This window comes from Synechocystis sp. PCC 6714 (assembly GCF_000478825.2).
In the GTDB taxonomy this organism is placed as follows: domain Bacteria; phylum Cyanobacteriota; class Cyanobacteriia; order Cyanobacteriales; family Microcystaceae; genus Synechocystis.
Genome location: NZ_CP007542.1, coordinates 1,448,720 through 1,466,959 on the forward strand (window position 1 = coordinate 1,448,720; position 18,240 = coordinate 1,466,959).

General features: G+C 42.5%; 16 protein-coding genes and 1 other RNA gene. 3 read left to right on the plus strand and 14 right to left on the minus strand.

Going from position 1 to position 18,240, the window contains the following annotated elements:
* Window positions 1-2: 2 nt before the first annotated feature.
* Window positions 3-155, plus strand: coding sequence for a DUF2256 domain-containing protein (locus D082_RS17665; RefSeq protein WP_071880781.1), 153 nt, complete (start codon window positions 3-5; stop codon window positions 153-155).
* Here the strand turns inward: D082_RS17665 and ribD are convergent.
* The 13 genes from ribD to D082_RS06570 form a co-directional block, all read right to left on the minus strand.
* Window positions 106-1,212: a bifunctional diaminohydroxyphosphoribosylaminopyrimidine deaminase/5-amino-6-(5-phosphoribosylamino)uracil reductase RibD gene (gene ribD / locus D082_RS06510; protein ID WP_028948801.1), complete on the minus strand. Its 1,107-nt coding sequence runs from the start codon at window positions 1,210-1,212 to the stop codon at window positions 106-108. The genes D082_RS17665 and ribD overlap by 50 nt on opposite strands.
* A gap of 86 nt (window positions 1,213-1,298) precedes the next feature.
* Window positions 1,299-1,937, minus strand: coding sequence for a class I SAM-dependent methyltransferase (locus D082_RS06515; RefSeq protein WP_028948800.1), 639 nt, complete (start codon window positions 1,935-1,937; stop codon window positions 1,299-1,301).
* 341 nt (window positions 1,938-2,278) lie between these two features.
* A complete protein-coding gene (locus D082_RS06520; protein WP_028948799.1) occupies window positions 2,279-3,397 on the minus strand; it encodes a hypothetical protein in 1,119 nt (372 codons plus the stop codon).
* A gap of 32 nt (window positions 3,398-3,429) precedes the next feature.
* Window positions 3,430-4,608: a hypothetical protein gene (locus D082_RS06525; protein WP_038530412.1), complete on the minus strand. Its 1,179-nt coding sequence runs from the start codon at window positions 4,606-4,608 to the stop codon at window positions 3,430-3,432.
* Window positions 4,609-4,618: 10 nt separating this feature from the next.
* Window positions 4,619-6,400, minus strand: a complete 1,782-nt coding sequence (locus tag D082_RS17335; RefSeq protein ID WP_051738712.1) for a tol-pal system YbgF family protein — start codon at window positions 6,398-6,400, stop codon at window positions 4,619-4,621.
* 47 nt (window positions 6,401-6,447) lie between these two features.
* Window positions 6,448-7,371 (minus strand): hypothetical protein, encoded by a 924-nt coding sequence (locus tag D082_RS06535; RefSeq protein ID WP_028948797.1) that lies wholly within the window; start codon window positions 7,369-7,371, stop codon window positions 6,448-6,450.
* Between the two features lie 8 nt (window positions 7,372-7,379).
* Window positions 7,380-10,610: a hypothetical protein gene (locus D082_RS06540; RefSeq protein WP_028948796.1), complete on the minus strand. Its 3,231-nt coding sequence runs from the start codon at window positions 10,608-10,610 to the stop codon at window positions 7,380-7,382.
* A 75-nt stretch (window positions 10,611-10,685) separates the two neighbouring features.
* Complete coding sequence (locus D082_RS06545; RefSeq protein WP_028948795.1) at window positions 10,686-11,075, minus strand: HEPN domain-containing protein; 390 nt, start codon at window positions 11,073-11,075, stop codon at window positions 10,686-10,688.
* Entirely contained in the window at window positions 11,072-11,413 is a 342-nt protein-coding gene (locus tag D082_RS06550; RefSeq protein ID WP_038530416.1) for a nucleotidyltransferase domain-containing protein, read from the minus strand. Before D082_RS06550 ends, D082_RS06545 begins: the two co-directional genes overlap by 4 nt.
* A 143-nt stretch (window positions 11,414-11,556) precedes the next feature.
* Window positions 11,557-12,129: a Uma2 family endonuclease gene (locus D082_RS06555; protein WP_028948793.1), complete on the minus strand. Its 573-nt coding sequence runs from the start codon at window positions 12,127-12,129 to the stop codon at window positions 11,557-11,559.
* Window positions 12,130-12,168: 39 nt separating this feature from the next.
* The gene (locus D082_RS06560) at window positions 12,169-13,656 is read right to left on the minus strand and encodes a hypothetical protein (RefSeq protein WP_028948792.1); all 1,488 of its coding nucleotides are present in this window, start codon (window positions 13,654-13,656) and stop codon (window positions 12,169-12,171) included.
* Between the two features lie 10 nt (window positions 13,657-13,666).
* A complete protein-coding gene (locus tag D082_RS06565; RefSeq protein ID WP_028948791.1) occupies window positions 13,667-14,170 on the minus strand; it encodes a hypothetical protein in 504 nt (167 codons plus the stop codon).
* A 57-nt stretch (window positions 14,171-14,227) separates the two neighbouring features.
* On the minus strand, window positions 14,228-15,664 hold the full coding sequence (locus D082_RS06570; protein WP_238546869.1) for a hypothetical protein: 1,437 nt from the start codon (window positions 15,662-15,664) through the stop codon (window positions 14,228-14,230).
* A gap of 132 nt (window positions 15,665-15,796) precedes the next feature.
* Between D082_RS06570 and D082_RS06575 the strand changes: the two genes are divergently transcribed.
* Window positions 15,797-16,789: an aldo/keto reductase gene (locus D082_RS06575; protein WP_028948453.1), complete on the plus strand. Its 993-nt coding sequence runs from the start codon at window positions 15,797-15,799 to the stop codon at window positions 16,787-16,789.
* 56 nt (window positions 16,790-16,845) lie between these two features.
* Window positions 16,846-17,031, plus strand: a non-coding RNA gene (ssrS, locus tag D082_RS17670) — 6S RNA.
* 84 nt (window positions 17,032-17,115) lie between these two features.
* Here the strand turns inward: ssrS and D082_RS06580 are convergent.
* Window positions 17,116-18,216, minus strand: coding sequence for an AI-2E family transporter (locus tag D082_RS06580; protein ID WP_028948454.1), 1,101 nt, complete (start codon window positions 18,214-18,216; stop codon window positions 17,116-17,118).
* Window positions 18,217-18,240 lie beyond the last annotated feature (24 nt).

An 18,240-nucleotide genomic window follows, 5' to 3' on the forward strand; every position in this document is an offset into this window, starting at 1 on the left:
CCATGGCTCACCGAGGTAACAAAGCCCATCTGCCCAGCAAAATTTGTCCCGTTTGCCAGCGTCCCTTCACCTGGCGGAAAAAATGGGCCAATTGTTGGGACGAGGTTAAATATTGCTCCGAACGTTGTCGTCGTTCCCGTACAGGTAGCCCGTAAATAGCCAATCGGGGCCGATCGCCTGGCAATGGAGATTAGTTAAATTCAACGCCTGGGTCATTTGCTGGAAACCTAGTTCCCCCACCGGGGTTGGGGCTGTAACCCCACCGATAATTTTCGGGGCTAGAAAAGCATGGATTTTTTGCACCGTTCCCATGGCGATCGCCTCAGCAGCGAGAATACCGCCACATTCCCACAACACCTGCAAACAATTCCGCTCATATAACTCTTCCATCACCGCCAAGGGAGTTAAATGCTCCAACATTAGGGTTTCTACCCCTAATTTTTCTAGGTGACTAAGCATATTTCGATCACAGGTTGTTTCCGTAACAACCAAGGTTTTAGCCACACCTTGATCCCATAACTGGGCCTCCAAGGGTAAATTTAAACTGCGACTCAACACCACCCGCCAAGGGTTTACCTCGCCTACCCCATGGGTAGTTAACAATGGATTATCCCGCCGCACCGTATTGCCGCCAATAATTACCGCCTGGCATTGACTGCGTAATTGATGCACCCAATGACGAGCGGGAACACTGGTTATCCAACTGCTGTGGCCCTGGGCAGTGGCAATTTTGCCGTCTAACGTCATGGCGTATTTGAAAATGCCAAAGGGGCGTCGGTGCTGAGTGCGGAAACAAAATGCTTCATTCAAACGCCGACAAGCTTCCTCTTCCACCCCCACTTTTACTTCAACACCAGCCTGTCTTAACCTGGCAATGCCTTTACCTGCCACCAAAGGATTGGGATCCACCATGCCCACCACCACCTTGGCCACCCCTGCTTGAATAATTGCTTCCGTACAAGGGGGAGTACGGCCCTGGTGATTACAGGGTTCTAAATTGACGTAGAGGGTAGCTCCCCTGGCCCGATCGCCAGCTTCCCGGAGGGCAAAAATTTCCGCATGGGGCTGTCCTGCCTGGGGATGGAAACCTTGACCAACAACCTTATCTCCCTGGACAACGACTGACCCCACCAGGGGATTGGGGGCGGTTTTACCGATCGCCGTTTTTGCCAGGGTCAAACAACGACGCATGTGGGCTTGGTCTGAGATCATGGCGGGCGAGGGGAAAAGAATCTAATCAAATTTACTAGATTTTCAGCAACGGATTCTTCCAAAGTCCCAACGGTGGGCAATGGGTATTAATAGGTATTTTGTCTTGGGCCTTTTCGGAAAATCACCGATAAATTATTGGCCGGCATGGTGACCACAGCCAGATTGTGTAGGTTTCTTTTTTTTGCTTCCCCAATCACATCTTGGAGCCTCCTCAAACCCCACGCTGGGTTGCGACTACGTAAAGATTGATCAAACACTTCATTGCTCGGGGCGGTGGTTACGCCATCCTGACGATAGGGGCCGTAAAGGTAAAGTATGCCGCCCTCCGGTAAAATTCGTTCCGCTCCCGTCAACAGTCCTAAGCACGATTCCCAGGGGGAAATGTGGATTAAGTTGATCGCCACAATACTAGTGATGGGTTCTTGTAATATTTCTTCCTCCACTGGCCAGACTTGGGCATTTACGTCCAAATCCAACGGCGGCCGAAAATTAGCCAATGCTTCGTGGTCACGCCAAGCGGTGATGCTTTCCCGGCAAAAGGGATCGGCATCGGAAGTAATCCACCACCGGGGGGAAAAGAGGGGGGCAAAAAAGCAGGCATGTTCTCCGGTGCCACTGGCAATTTCTAAAATACTGCCCTGATGGGGTAAATATTCCTGCAAAACAGCGGCGATCGCCTCTCGGTTGCGTTGGGTAGCAGGGGCATACTGGCGGCGATCGGTCATGGTTAAAACAGCAAAAATTTGATAGAAGGCAAGAGCTGGGGAAATGGAGGAATAAATATTCCTAACCCATTATGGTGACATTTTTTAAGTTCCCCTGACTCCTCAAGGATGAAATAGAATCAAAATTAGAGAATTAAACTGGAGATAGCGTCGATAGTTTTTATCAATCTCTTAATCTGTTGGGAGCGATGGCGGGTATGGTAATTCTTAACGAAATGAATCACTATGCCTACCGTCAATAATTATTTATAATTGCCGAATCCAGGGAAAATTTAGCTATTCTTAATAATGCTAATTTTAAATCTAAAGCTTGGTAGTTGGTAGTGGATTAAATACGATTATTAATCTAAAGAAATCCAATGGCCGTTTAGCCTTTGTACTATCGCCGTAGCCTCTTCATAACTTTTGGCGATCGCCCAAGTATGGTGGGTTTTACCGTTACTTTCCCGCAGATAAATTTGATTGGGTAACAGGGGATGGTCTGCCGAAGTACGGAGATAATCCTTGTTAAATTTGCTATGGGATTGGGAATAAATGGATGTATCCCAAGGCACTCCCCGGTCCCAACCTGGAACCACCAGGGGATTGGCTCCCAATAAGATTTGGCACGGCACTAGCATGGGGCCTTTGTAAATGGCATAGGCGATCGGCATACAGGTATTGATAGCTAAGGTAATGAGCTCGCCATATTTTTGCACTAATGATTGTTGCCAATATTGGGTAATCAAAGTGAAATCTAGCCCGGCACTACCCCTTGCATCCAATAGCTTATTGAACTTCTCATATTCCTTTCTCACTGTGCTAATTTCCTGTTGCCAAGCATATTCCAATGGACATTGACCAAAAACTATTTTGCCTGCTTTGAGCAATTTCCATTGTTCACCAATTTTTAAAACATCTAATTTAGCTGGAGTTTGCAGGGTGAATTGATAGCTTTCTGCTGGAGTTTCGTTAATTGCTTGAAATAGTTTGACAAAGCTGGCTAATGAGCTAAAACGGCTAAAGGATTCGGGTCGGGGAAAGAGATAAAATCCTTGATTTTTTAGTTGTATTACCCAAAAATTACCAATATTATTTTTCTCTAGAATATCTTCTTGGTCCGTTAGCAGGGAAACCCGTTGACAATAAACTTCTAATATTTGTGGTGTTTCATGGTAGATATCAATGATTTTGCTGATGGGTAAATCTAACAGGGGGCGGGGTGGTTCAACTATTAAATGGGGATAGGCGTCAGCAGGAAAAAGATTAGGCCGATTAACCAAATTTTCAATTTGGGCAATTTTTTGCTTCAGGGTTTCTACTTCTTTAATCAATTCCTCTTTATTTTCTTTTTGCGATTCATCTTTTTTTTGTGCTTCAAAAAATCGTAGCGCCGCAAATTCTTGTTGTAACTTAAGTTGATTGTTTTCCAACTGAATTAGCTTAGCTTGATTTAATTTATCCGGTTGATTGCTAGCCATGTTGTTTAATTTATCTCTTACTGTTAATGATTTTAATTAAACACGCCCTTTTCAACTATTTGCCAACGGCGATCGCCTACTAAGATGAGTTTAGCGGGCTTGACTAGTTTAGGGTTTTGTAAATTAGAGTAACTGTCAAAAAAAGAACTATGGGCCAGTAATCTTTGCCAACGGCTCAGCATTAGATTCGGTATTAACCAAATTTCTTCTCCAATGCTAAAGGCTAAATAGGACGCTTGGCTTTTTTCCCCTTCCTCAAATTCCTGGCGATCGCCAAGGCCTAGATTTCCTACTTTACCGTGGATGGTATTTTCAGTAGGCTTAAGATATTGAAACTGAGATTGATCATCAAAAAAATTTTTATTGTTCTGGTTAAAATTAGTTATGCAGTATTCCAAATTTAATCCAAAAGATTGGCTCAATTCTTCAATGTTTTCTAGATCAGTATTTATATTTATATCGTTTTTTCTTGTGGTAAAATCATTTGCTAAAAAATAACCATAGATATCTGCTCCAGCAACCGAATTTGGTTTATTTTCTCCGGCTTCATCTGGTAAAGTAATATCAGTTTGGGTAACATTAATAACTTTTTGTTTTGCGTGCCCCTTAACCCTAGAACCCGTAAGTCTTTTTAAACTTTGATTTCCTATTTGCATGAGAGATTGATTCTTACCAGGCTTAGTCGAAAGATTATTTAACAAATCAACTGCTAACTTGCCAATGATAATGCTCAAACCAATGGCACCAGCAATAAACAGGTAAACCGTAACGAGCAAATCTTGGCTTTTCTGGGCACTAATTTCAGCGGTGGTTTCTGGCCTACTCGAATTTACTGTGGGAGTCGGCGTGGGCGTAATAATCGGACTGGTCGGCTCATCTGGATAGTAAGGAGTATTATTAACTTGACTTTCCTTTGGTTGTAAACCAATCCAGCCCCTTTCATCTACAGAAAAAGTAATGATTTCATACCAACAAAAACCGTCATAATACTTGGCATAAATGTCAGATAAAGAAAATCTTCTACCAGCGGGGATTTGGGCGATAACTTCACCATTAATATTGGGAATATCGTAAACGTCTAAATTAAAATCAGAAAATGATATCTGATAATCTCTCATCACTGGACAAGGGTTATTTTCCTGGGCATTAACCGGCTGAATACCCCAGATTATTGGAATAGCAAGAATAGGAATGCATTTAAAATTTAACATTGCCTCAAAATCAATCAAATTTTCCAGGCTTGACCAGTCGCCAGATATCATTACCAATTGCTTCTATAACCGCCGGCTCAACTAGAGTGTAGTTAGAACCATGCAATTCAAAGATTTTATTTTCATTATTGCTTATCACTTGTTTCCACTTTGAAATTAACAAATTAGGAATTAAATAAGTACAATTATCATCAAGGTGAAAGCCAATATAAAGAGCAGGATCAGTGTTGTCTATAATTTTTTGAAATTCAACTATAGGTTTTACATCAATACCAACACCCTGAATACCCAAACGTGTTGCAGCAGTTAGGTTTAAAAAAAAGAAATTATCACTCTGAAAATAATCAGTATTACCAATATTAAAATTTTCAAGAATTGCAGAAAATAAAATCGGATATTCTAATAATTCCCAATTGTCGACTAATTTCCGCAGAATAGCAGATGCTTCTTCATAACTCTTTGCAATTGTCCATGTATGGTTAATTTCCCAGTTAGTTTCCTTTAAATAGAGTTGATTAGGCAAAAGCTTATGGTTCGGAAACGTTCGAATTTCTTGTCGGCTAGTATTTTCACTAGCATGAAGCTTAACATATATTGAATGTTCCCACGGAATACCTCGATCCCAACCTGGGACAATCACTGGGTTAGTTCCCATTAATATTTGGCAAGGAACTAAAATTTGATCTTTATAGATTGCATAAGCAATCGGCATACAAATATTAACAAAAACCTTATATACAGTACCATATAGCTTTGTCAGAGATTGTTCCCAGTGTTGACTAACAATTGTAAAATCCAAGCTGGCATATCCTCTTTCGTCTAATAATTGATTAAATTTTTCATGCTCTTTGCGAATACTCTTGATTTCCTGTTGCCACTGAAATTCTAAAGAAAATTCTTCAAATTTTATTTCTCCTGGCTCAATTAATTGCCAAGAAAAATCAACCTTTAAAATCTGTAGCTTTGCTGGCTTGAGAACAATAAATTTTCCATTAGTTTGATTTTCTTTATTTTCTATAATAAAGACTTTACTAAAGCTATCAGAAACACTAGCTCGTTGAAGTTGGGCAGGCTTGGGGAACAAATAAAAACCTTGATCTCTTAGCTGAAATAACCAGAAATTTCCAATATTGTTCAGTTCAAAGATGATATTTTTGCGATCATCAATTAAAGAAACTAAACAGCCATTAGCTTCTAGAATTTGAGGTGCTTCGTGATAAATATCAATTACACGACTTAATGGAAAATCAATTAATTTAATCACATTTTTGTCTTGCAAAAGATAAGGATAAAGCGAAGCTGTAATATTTTGCAGATTAAATTGATTAACTTTTATCTTAAGATCTTCAATTTCTTTTTTTAATAATTCAATCTCATTCTTTTGATCAAATAAGTTCAATTTTTCCTCTAAATTATTGGACTTATTGTACTGATTGTCTTGCAAAATATCTTCAGCGAAATTAATCCTATCAATTCTTTTGTGTTTATTTTTGGCACCATTATTGTCGTGATTATGTATTGTTTCTTCATCAATTTGGTTTAATGCATGTTGGGCGCATTCAATTAAATCCTGACGCTCAGAAAATTTAATGACAGCACGATAAGCTTGGTTTGCAAGATTATAATTTTCTAGACCTACACAAATATGTCCTTGAAGTAATAAAACATTAGGATCTTGAGGAAAATCAGCAATCAACTGTTTAATGTAAGAATAAGCTTCTTGATAATTTCCCTCTCCAAAGTTAGAGTATGCTAAACCATATAAATAGGAAAAATTAGTCTTTTTTACCATGATTATAAATGTTTAGAGCATGAATAATATGTTAACACTTAAATAAACTATTGGAATTTTCCTGGCTTTTTTAAGCGCCATATATCATTATTGACACTCTCTATTATTGCCGGTTTTATAAGTGTAGTTGAATTAGTATATTCAAAAATTTTATTTTCGTCTTTGGCAATGATTTGCTTCCAACTATTGCTAAGTATATTAGGAATCAGATAGGTCTTTATATTTCCTATGGTAAATGCAAGATAAGACGCTTGCTTTGTATCTTCAGTAACTTGCTGAAACTCAACTTTAGATCTTGCGTCTATCCCGACTCCTATACTTCCTACATTTGTAGCAAAAGTTGGCTGAAGAAAAATAAAAGCATCGCTATAAAAATACTCAATGTTATTTCTGTTAAACGATTCAATTACTTTAGTTAAAAAGCTCGAATCTTCGCTGTTGATATCTTCTGAAAATAGTATATTTTCGCCTTGATTTATTTGATTTTTTATTGGACTCGATGTCGGATCAAATAGCTCTAAATTTTTATGCTTAAATTCATGTTGGCTATCCGATATTTTATTCTGGCTTTGTTGTTTATTAAGAAATTCTTTAATGTGAAGTATGCCAGCATTGATTGATGATTCCACTGTTTTCAGATCACTACAAATTTTATTGACCATTTGCTGTTTTCCATAGTCAGAATTAGCTTTTATTCCTTGCAATTGATCCGCAACTGTACTAATTTTAGTTGTTGTATCTTTCAATTCTTTTTCTATAAATTTTATCTTCCTTACTAAATAAAATTTCCACCAAGCCAGAAAACCAATACCAAAAAGCAACACCAAGAATAAATTAAGTGTAATTAAAACATTAAGATAATGAGAGCCAATCCAATCCTGTATTTTATTACTCTCAGCATTAGCAGTACGAGTTAAGTTCAAAACGATATAACTCACCAATACATATATCAAGAATTTGATTGTTTTCATGTTGTTATTTATCCTGTAATTTTAGACCATTGTTCAGCGAGAATAGCAATAAAAGACTTAAGAATTATTAGAAATGGAGGATCAATTTCAAATTCTGATGTAGGTCCCACTTTCCTTAAGCAAACCTGTTTAATCTTTGCTTCTAGCAATATACGGAAGTCGCTATCCATATTAAATAGCCCACCTTGATTAAAGTTTCTAAGCTGATCAATTTCTTGGATAGATTCTTCTCGTAAGATGTCATTAAAATTTTTCAAATATTCTTCCAGGTGATTATAGGAACTAATTTCAAAAGAGCTGATTTCCTCCCAACCGCGTTCTAGGACATTTAATCGATCACTACTACTAAAATTTTCCCCGTTGATAACACAGTTTTCTCCAGTAAAAGGATAATCTTTTTTCTTACCTAAAAAACCACTTAGCTTAGTTCCTGCTGATGATACGACTAATCCACCACAAGCTTCTTCCTTAGGTTGAGGGGAGAGAGTTAATAGGTCAGGATTTTTATTTAGATCAGAAGCTCGCATCAGAATACCACGGGCTAGATTGTTAATTTCCGAGTTTTGGGTATAGACACCACTAGAAGTCAACCAATGCAAGAAACGAGATCCGTTGCCTCCCATTAAAATCGATGTAATGATACTAGAATCATTAAAAAATTCTTCTTTCTTTAGTTCTTTTTGTATCATGCCCAAATAATGAAAAAGTCCACCAAAGGATAATGCTAACAAAGTGCGAAACTGACGATTACGAGGCTTGTCTGCATTCATAATGTAGCCTTCAGACAGAATTCTCTCTGAATTAGCTCGTAAATAAATATCCAAAGAAGCATTGAAGTTACGCTGATTTCCCAACACTTTAGCCACCGATCTTCCTGCTTCTGGTGGGAGTCCAAAAATGTCACCAATAAAGGCTAGATTCGGCTCTAAAATGCTGTGAAAGATATCCCTTCCTGCATAGGGAACTGATGCCTGGTGCACAAGTTGATTATCTTGCCAAACGGAAATGTCTGACGTGCCCCCCCCAATATCAACACAGGTGGTATAAATTAAGTTTTTCTTTAGAACATCGCCAAAGAATTGTGCAAAAGCAATGCTTTCTGTTTTTAGACCCTGTCCTTGTAAACTATGATTTTGATTTGAGGTTATATCCAGATCTTTTAATACCTGTTGCCAAGCTCCGTTATACCGATTGATGTCCATAGGGGAAAAGGCGGACGGATAAGATACACTCCATTCAATGTTGCGGACTCCTTCCAGGGCGGCTTTAGCAGAAATCATTCGCACCAATTGCCCCAAAAATGGTCGTTGATACTGTACTTGCTTCCACTTGATATTGGTTTTGATATATTCTTTATCAAACTCATACTTATCAAGGCGGGGAATATAAATGCGAGCATTAGTAATCAAATCTGGAATTTCCCCTTCACTTTCCGCCCATCCTTTAGTCGTTAACACCGTTGACATAGGAGGATTATTTCCTTCAGGTAAAAGTAATTCAGGGATAAAAAACTCTCGATAAATTGGAGTTTCAATTTCTGAATTTCTCTTTGTTACTTTTAATAAATAGGGTTTGAGTTGTAATCTTTCTGGAGTACCATTAGCTCCTTTCCGCACATAAATATTAGTAAATGAAGTCCCAAAATCCACTCCCACTGTCCAACTGGTGGCATTTCCTCCTTGGGCCTTGGGCATCCGTAGAGGAATTAAACCCAGTGGCTGAGCATTTTTGTCGATCGCCAGGAGGACATCGGGGTAGGAATCGCATTTCCAGTACTGGTAACTTTCTTGGCCCGATCGCCGATTTTCTGCTTGGGCATTGGGGGTAGGTTGATCCACCCGAAAAGCTAATTCGCCATATTCTTCTGTGGTTTCCACCAGGAGGAAATATTCTTTCCATAAATCAGGGGGTACATTGGGCCAGAGGGCGAGGGTAGGGAAATCTTGCTTAATTTCATTTTCTGCCTTCAGCGCATATTCTTGGGACATAGTATAGGCCACATGACGATCAAAGCCGGATATTTGCACCGTTAATGAAACCCTTACCCCTGGACCTTCTGGAGTGGAAACAGGACTTAATTCCACTTGTTTTTCCAAATCTTCACTGGTGAAATATTCCCGTAAAAAAGATTTAAAGGGTAACAGAATAGTTAGATTATCCAAATTTAACTTTTGGTCTAGCCATGTGCCGGGCAATAAACCTTTTGTTTTATGGAAATAAAGATTGTCTTGGAAAATATCCGCTGGAGTAGCAAAGCGGGCATCGGAGCGACGGTGATGATTGGGATCAAAATTGAGTAACGGAGACGAATCAATGACATTAATTTCCTGGAGCTGTTTGCCCAAAAGCCCCGGTAATTGTACTGGATCAATAATGTAAAGTTGCTTGCTAGGATGGCGACTGCCCGAAGCAATTACCAGTACATTGGAAGGAGTCTGCACCGCCTCTGCTGGGTGGAGGGCCTGGAAAAGGGCAGGGGCTAGAGAAATGTCGAACGGCAAATTTTTGGTGGTGGGTTGAAAGACGTTACTGGTGGTGATGCCCAAATCTTGGATATAGTCATCGATCACCCCGGAGACCCGCCCTGCCAAATCCTCATTTTGGGGATTCCGCATCAAATTCCCCTTCAAATTTTCCAACCAAGGGGATAGCACCTCCCTTTGATTGGGGGCTAAGCCATTTTTGATGGGGTCAGTGAAAAAGCCATTTTTAATCCAAGCAATGCGCCGACTTAAAGAATCGGGAAAATACCCTGTGGGACAGACAATGGTGGCCGGACTGGTCATACCGATCGCCACGCCGTCCAGTTCAAATAAATACAACTCCGCCCAGGGACCATCGGGCAGCACCAGGGGCAAAACATTGTCCCCATCGTTGGGTCGCAACTTCCACAGACAACGGGCAAATTCTTTATCTTGATAATCCTTCAGTCGTACCTGGGTGGCAGTGATCTTAAGATTTAAGTTTTCCGCCAGGGCTAGGGCGGTCAATAAACCCCGATATTGCTCAATCAACCAATCCCGACTGGGGTACTGCCTATTACGAAAGGCTGAGATCAACTGCAATGGCCGGGACCAGGGACTAGGAATGGAATTCACTTCCCGGTAAGCCCCCGCCTCAAATTCCAAACTATTACCCAACGTGTTGAACAAACCCACCCCATTGGGAATCCACTCCCCCGGAGCGGCACCACCAGCAAAATCTTGGTTGGTTTTGGGAAGTAGGGGTTGGTTAGTCATGGTTGGGAAGGGGTTTAAGGACGAAAATTAGACAAGATAAAAATAAGAAAATAAAAGTAACAAAAAGGCAGATAATTATTCAGTATTGTTAAGCCCCAAGTAATCTTGGGTAAACTTTAAAAACTCCCAAGCATTGGTGATTTGAGTTTGAGTCTCTTCACAGGAAATAGCATCAGGCATACCGTAATCCCCTAGATTACGTAAATCATGGGATTTTTTAAGATACTGATGAAATTTTAGAGGCACCTTACCAGTTTTAATAATTTCTTTACCAAAAAAAGAAATTACCGCCGAATGTTTAGAGAAACGTAAATCCTCTGTAGCCAAAATTGCCGATGCCAAATAAAACATAGTATAGTAAGCCCTGGCAACAGCAAAATCATTGTAACCTCCCTTGAATAAATATTCAGCAGCATTTAGACTTTGTGATGCTTTTTCAAGTAAATTATGCTGTTCCTTATTCATAGTAAAATCCCCTCCCTCCTTATATTCTTTAGCAAGGCGGTGTCCTCATGGGCAAAGTCTGTATCCGATAAATAAAGACAGTTAACTAACTGCTCTGTCTCCAGACAAAAATCACTTAACCAATTACTATTAGCATTAATTTCTGCTACGGGATCAACTTTACCTTTTAATACCACCAAAATATCAACATCAGAAGTGCTTTCCGCCTCTCCCCTAGCCTGGGAGCCAAAAAGAATAACTTTCGCCAATCTGTCCCCATAGCGTTTCTCCAAATCAGCTCTGAGTTTTGTCAGGGTATCAGCCAGGGTAAATTGACTAAAAAGATTGCTAGTTGCCATAATCAAAAAACTGATTAGCAGTTAAATTAATGTCGGGAAATTGCGGAGAAATAATTAGGTCATTGTTAGTAAGCGGACTGTCACAAATTGCCACTCTGTCAAGGGCAAAAAAATTAAATCCCTTTCAAACAGATAGGTATCCATCATTTTTTGCCTCCGATAACATCTTCATAAAGGGATGCTAACGAACATTCCCAATTGATGATTTCTAGGGATAATGAATCCCCTTCTTCATAACTAATTAGTTCCCAACGCCCTTGGCTATTACGGCTAAAAAGATCCACTGCCATTTTGTTGCTGTCAACCAACAAGTACTCCATCAAACTTGGTAGTTGTCGGTAACGACGAAACTTGTCACCCCGATCATAGGCCTCCGTGCTAGGGGATAAAACTTCGGCAATAAAGCAAGGAAATTGAATAAATTGCACTGCCTCTTGATCTCTCCCATCGCAACTAATCATCACATCGGAATAATGGAAAGAACTCGCCAAGGCCACTTTTACCTTGACGTCGGTCATAAACACTCGGCAACCACTGCCCCGGAGATAACTTTTTAGTAAAGTAGCCAAATTCAGACCGATTAAATTATGGGCAATAGTTCCGCCAGTCATAGCTAAAATTTGTCCATCCAGATATTCATGCCTAAATTCCTGCAGGGCTTCCCAATCTAGGTATTCTTGGGGAGTTTGATAGTTAATTTCAGCATTGGCTAGCATGGCTATATTCCTCAGATAGCAAATGTTTTCTATCCCAATCTAAAGCAAAGCAAACAAAGCATGGGCTAGGCCAAAAACGCCGTTATCATGATTTTTGCCCTCATCCGCCAAACGGTTCTTAATTGTGTCTAGGCGATCGCCATTTTGGGCTGCTTGACTGCGCTCTTTATCAATAATTAATTGGTGGAGATGTTCACGGTAACCGGGGTTTTGTTTCAAATCGTCCAAATGTTTTAACTGAAAAAGTTGTTCTCCATTGACGTGGGCTGAAGATACCTGTTGGGCCCATTGCAAAAACTTCCTAGCCCAGGCTGTGAGTAAATCATTTTTAGCCACTTCCTGGGCATCATCCACTAGGGGTTTTTCCCCTTCCCCCAGTCTAAGGGCAAAAAACTGCTGGAACCAGGGAGCACCCTTCGCAAACTTTTTGCCCCCTAACTTACGGGCCGCTTCTAATTCTAAGGAGAAGTTGTAGAACCAAGCGTAGGCAAACCTTACCCCCTTACTGAGGGCTAACTTGGCAGTTGCGCTGTCCGGTAGATCAGTCCAAATTAGACTATTAATATCTGCTCTGCTAATGTAGTGAGCCACCGTTTCCCCCATCGGTTGACCAAAGCCATGGTTAGCAGCTAGGGCGGCGTAAAGTTCCACGAAATGGGCCCCATTTTCCTGATTTTTGCCCCCAGTGTGGGAGTCATACTTCGTTTGGGCATTGTCCCCAATGAGATACACACTGTCGAAACAACCTTCCGACTGCTCGGTTAGGTACTGCAATGCCGCCTGAGTATTAAGGGCAAAAAAGCGAGTTTCGGCAAATACGGTTTGACCCCCGTCGTCGGGCCGCTCAAAGGCAAAGTAGGGCAACAGTAAAGATGCGTGGATACGCACCCGGAGATTGTCTTGTTTTAATTGATTACTAATTAACTTCGCCAGGGTAGGAACCCCGGAAGCACCGGTGCCCCCGAAAATACTGCCAAAGAAATGCACCACTACTTCATCGCCATGGCCTACCCCTAAATCCGTGGTCAAATTATTAAATAGCTGTTGCCAGCCCCCGGCTTGGGTTTGTCCGAGATTGTTCAATTCCAAGCGACTCATCACTGCTGAACCGATGGGGGGACGACCCCGAAATCCCACCCCCAGATCGGCATTTTGTTCCGCCGGGCTGTAGAGAGCATCAAATAATTTTGCCAAAGGGGGAGCGCTGGCCCGCAAAGCCTGTTTGTTGAAAACTGCCGCTAGGTTAGTGTTGTGGATTTGATCTCCCAAGGGATTCCAGGTGCCGTAATGGAAAAATTGCCCGCCCATGAGGGGACTTTTCCCTTGGCCAAAGGCTTTTTGGGCATCGTCGGTGGTGCGGAAATTTACCCCAGTTCTTTGGGAGTTACCGTTGGAAGTATCCGCATCGACCAATAAAATTTTTAGTTCGGAGTTCTCGCCGTACAAGCCCAGGGAATGGAGAAAAATGGCCGCTTCCACACATTTGGACCCACTGCCCCCCACGCCGATGGCATAAATTTTTCGCATGGCTTAAGCTTTAACCTCCGTAAATTTTGCGTAACAACATTGACCCTGGTGGCACGTAGCGCATGGATTTGGGGGTGGCTAGGGCTGTGGGCAGCCAGAAAATTAACAACACATCGACAATAATGAAGCCCAGTAGCCAGAAGAAGGGTTCTAGGTTACGGGTGTCATCAAACCAACCGTTGAAGAAACTTAGACCCACTAGGGCCAGCATAGTCACCACACCGAGGAGAATGGCCAAGATCCACCAGAGACCGCCGGTGCTGAGTACGTCTTGAGCCCTGGTAAAACTACCATTAAGAGCTTTGGCAATCCAGAATAGGAGTAGCAGTGCTCCTAGGGCATAAACCAGGTAAAGGGTGGGAAATAATATCTCTGCGGCCCATTTGTCCAAGTTACCCCGGGATAAGCTCAAAGGTAGTCCATTTCCCCCTAACAACCATGGCTGTAACCCAAAAACCACAACGGTGGCGATCGCCACTGTAACTACCAGGGCCACTATCTCCGTAATTTTCATAACCCCTATCCTGACGAACTAATACGTGAAGATTAGCAAAAATTTTGATTAAGCAATTTAATAGTGGCTGTAGCCGAGACAAAACTTAACAGCGTCTTGGTCATTGGCCACTGCCCCCCGCAGTCCGGAAACAAACAACTGTAAATTTTGGGTTCTGGCGCCATCGGGGTTACTAATGTCCATATCCCAGTCCCGCCACACCGCCTGATCCAATTGGCGATCGCCGAGGGTAACGTAAACCAATTTCCCCTCCCCCTGAGGTAACTGATTGCCATCAAAAACAGCAGTTAACAAAAGGCGGGCATCCTCACCCCCTGGATTTTGGACAATTTCCGCTTTTTTCACCGTCACAAAGGGTTCAGAAACGTTGAATAGATCCGGGGTTAGCTCTCCGCCAGTGAGGGAAACGGTACTTTTAGAAGGAATATTTAACTCGAAAGGTGGCAGGGGACTCGAAGAATTTTCTCCACAATTAGTTTGTTCCAGCATTAGCCAATCCTTTTCCTGGTCTTGATTCGGCCGTTGTCGGTTGATGGAGCCAATGTCGATGACACATGCTTGAATAGTACCTCTTAAAGAACTATTGTCCAGGGTGACCGTATCCGCCCGGCCAAGCTCAAAGGCAGAGGCCCGAAAAGCTTTGTTGACGTCCAAAGGAAGACGGCGGAACTCCTTCACTAACTCATCCACGGTGTCCTGGGGCCCTGTCATCAGGATGAAAAATGGTCGTCCCTTTTGGTCAATGTCCTGACCAGCGGTGTCATAGACAAAAGTGGGATAACTGGCGTTGGCAGAGTACACATTGCCCCGGAACTGACTCCTAACCCCTAGCAGTACGGCTTTGTAGTTAGGATTGGACTTTAACTCTTTGCTAATTAACCCGGAAATTTGCCCCACTGCGGCATCGTCCGGTTCCAGGTCAGTGAGTAAAATTTTCAGATTACGGGAGGCCTCGCCATTGCCTGGGGTATCGCTATTCTCTTCAGCTTGATCATTTTGCCCTGCTTGAACTGATTCTGGGCTATCTGTTGGCAATTCATACAGTTGCCCCAGGGTACTGGAAACGCAGGGATAATCTGCAATGGGCTGGTCCCGACGGCAATAAAATGGCGCTTTACTGGCGGTGAGAAATTGATTAGCGGAAATGGGTTGGGCCCGATTGATATTCTCGTTACTCCCCACCCGCCAATAGGAAGTGGGCAGACCCTTATTTTGTAATAGCGTATGCAAAGAGGCGATCGCCTGACCATAGCGACTACTGGGCTGGCTGACAAAACCCACCATAGATTCACTGGCATCTACCCCGACCATTACATTCAAGTTCTCAAAGGGGCCGGGGGAAGATTCTTCGTCTCTGCGCTCCACTATCCCTGGGTCTGTTTCCACACAGGGCAACCCTCCCCTCTGGCCACAACCGCCTAATACTAGGGCTAAAAGCCCAAAAGTTAACCACCATGGCGATCGACGACGCTGAGAAGCTAAGCTAATTTGCACAGGAAAATGGGGAAAAACAATAACAAAAAATATTCAGGGCACCAGTTCGCCCCTCAGCCTACTTTAACTGTCCCGAAAAGATCAAGGAAAAATTTAACCCCGTCAAACTTTGTAACAAATTCGCCAGAGACTATGACAACTACCACCGCAGAAACTTCCCCCATTATTTGGCCCGCCATGGGTTGTGGCACCTGGGCCTGGGGCAACAAATTGCTCTGGGGCTACCAACCGGCCATGGATGGGGAACTGCAAAAGGTGTTTGATCAATGTGTGTCCGCTGGTATCACCTTTTTTGATACTGGTGATTCCTATGGCACTGGTCGACTTCAGGGACAAAGTGAAAAACTGCTAGGAAAATTTTCCCAAGTCTATGGAGGAAAAAATGAGGAGAAAATCTGCTTAGCGACTAAGCTCGCTCCTTACCCCTGGCGACTTACTGCCCAAGCTATGGTCAAAGCGGGGTTGGCTTCAGCGGAAAGGTTACAAAGACCCATTGATTTGGTGCAACTCCATTGGTCCACCGCTAACTATGCTCCCTGGCAGGAAAAACCATTGCTCAAGGGTTTGGGCCAACTTTGTCGACAAGGTCATGCTAAAGCCTTAGGTTTATCTAATTTCGGCCCCAAGCGTCTACGGGCAGCCCATGACTTTTGCCAGAATGAGGGAGTTAAAATTGCCAGTCTCCAGGTGCAATATTCGTTGCTCTCCACCGATCCGGTTAGCAAATTGGGTTTAAAAGACCTCTGTGACCAACTAGATATCAAACTAATTGCCTATAGCCCCCTAACCCTGGGACTGTTAACGGGTAAATATGGCCCCCAAGGACCTTTCCCCAAAGGTATCCGTGGCTTATTATTCCGCCAATTAATACCAAAAATTAAACCTCTGCTAGATACCCTCCAGGCGATCGCCGAGGGGAGGCAAAAAACCATGGCCCAGGTGGCGCTTAACTGGTGTATTTGCCAGGGTACTATGCCCATTCCAGGGGCAAAAAAGTGCCAACAGGTGCAGGACAATTTAGGAGCATTGGGTTGGCAACTCGATAGCGGAGAAATGGAAGAACTTAATCGGCAGGCGGCTTCTCTGCCCCAAACCATGGTGCAGAACATTTTTCAAAGTCGTTAGTGGGTCAAGGTCAGACCATTGCCCAATCGCCGGGGGTTGGGGTTATAATGGCTGGGAAGTAACTACTGCGTTGGTGACTGCCAACAACGTTTTTTGATCTATGCTTGAAAGATAAGGGTGTCTCTGTGCATTCTGCGTGGTAGTAGACCGGGCTCGTACCCGGAAACGAAAACGGGAATTGATGACTCCCCCCTGGTTACACCAGGTCATAAACTGAGGTAAAACGGCGTGGTGGTGCTTCTCCCTAACTTTTCAGGCTCTTGCCTCCCCTTTTGGCAGATTTCCTAGGACTTTCTCTATTACTTAACATCCAGTCTCTAACCGGTCTAGGCTAGGGATTCCGGCAACACTTCCGTCAATGGCTCCCGGGGGGATATTTCTCCCGTTGCTCCGTTCCGCACATCATCTACTACTTTTTTAACGACACTGGCGATCGGTACGGCAAGCAAAACTCCCAGCAAACCCGCTATTTCCGCCCCAATAAAAATTGAAATTAGGATCCAGACAGGATTTAAACCAATTTTGTCTCCCATTAACTTAGGCGCAACACCATTGTCTGTAATTTGGTCAATGACAATGGCGCTGACGAAAAATTTCATCGCTACAACCCAGCCTTTTAACAATAAAATTAGGGTTCCAATAAGGGTGACCACCGCTCCAGCAAAAGGAATTAAACTAGCCAAGCCTAAACTAAAGGCAAAAAGAATGCTGTAGGGAATGCCCAAAGCAATAAAAACTATTAACCGAGCTAGACTGGAGCCCGCCGCGAGAATTAAACGGCTGATAAAATATTCACGAAACACTTCACCAGCATATTGGGGAATTTTTGTTTGCCAAGGAGAAGGCAACCAACTGAGAATGCCCTGCCAAAAGTTATCGCCTCCCACCATCAGAAAAATAGTTAAAACCAAAATTATCAGGGTATCCACCACCCCGCCAATAGTTTCCGTCAATACCTTTAAACTAATTTGGCCGATGCGGTCTAATTCTTTGCTCAAAGTGAGGTAAGCTTTCTGAAATAAATCATCGATATTGATCCCCGCATTGTCCAAAGCTACAAACAAAGTGGAGTTTTTTAGGTTGGCTAAATGCTCTTGGCTGCCGCCGAGCCAACGGGGAACATCCTGGGCAAGATTTCCTAACTGATTGCCCATCAAGGGAATGATGGTAATGCCCCCCAGAGCAATCAGGGCAAAGCTGATGGTGATAACGGCAAAAATTGCCAGCCTTTTACCGATGCCCCTACTGACCAAAAAGTTGATAGTTAACTTAAGTAAAAAAGCTACTAAAGTTGCAATAATAATGTAGTCAAAAAGCTCCCGAAAGCGATTAATAATTAAACTCAGCAAGACCCCATTTAGAAAAAAAATGGGAAAAATCAGCATTAGCTTTAGCCAACCCGGTAAAGATTTAATTAACTGTGTCATTACTATAGCGGTTTTCTAAAAAGT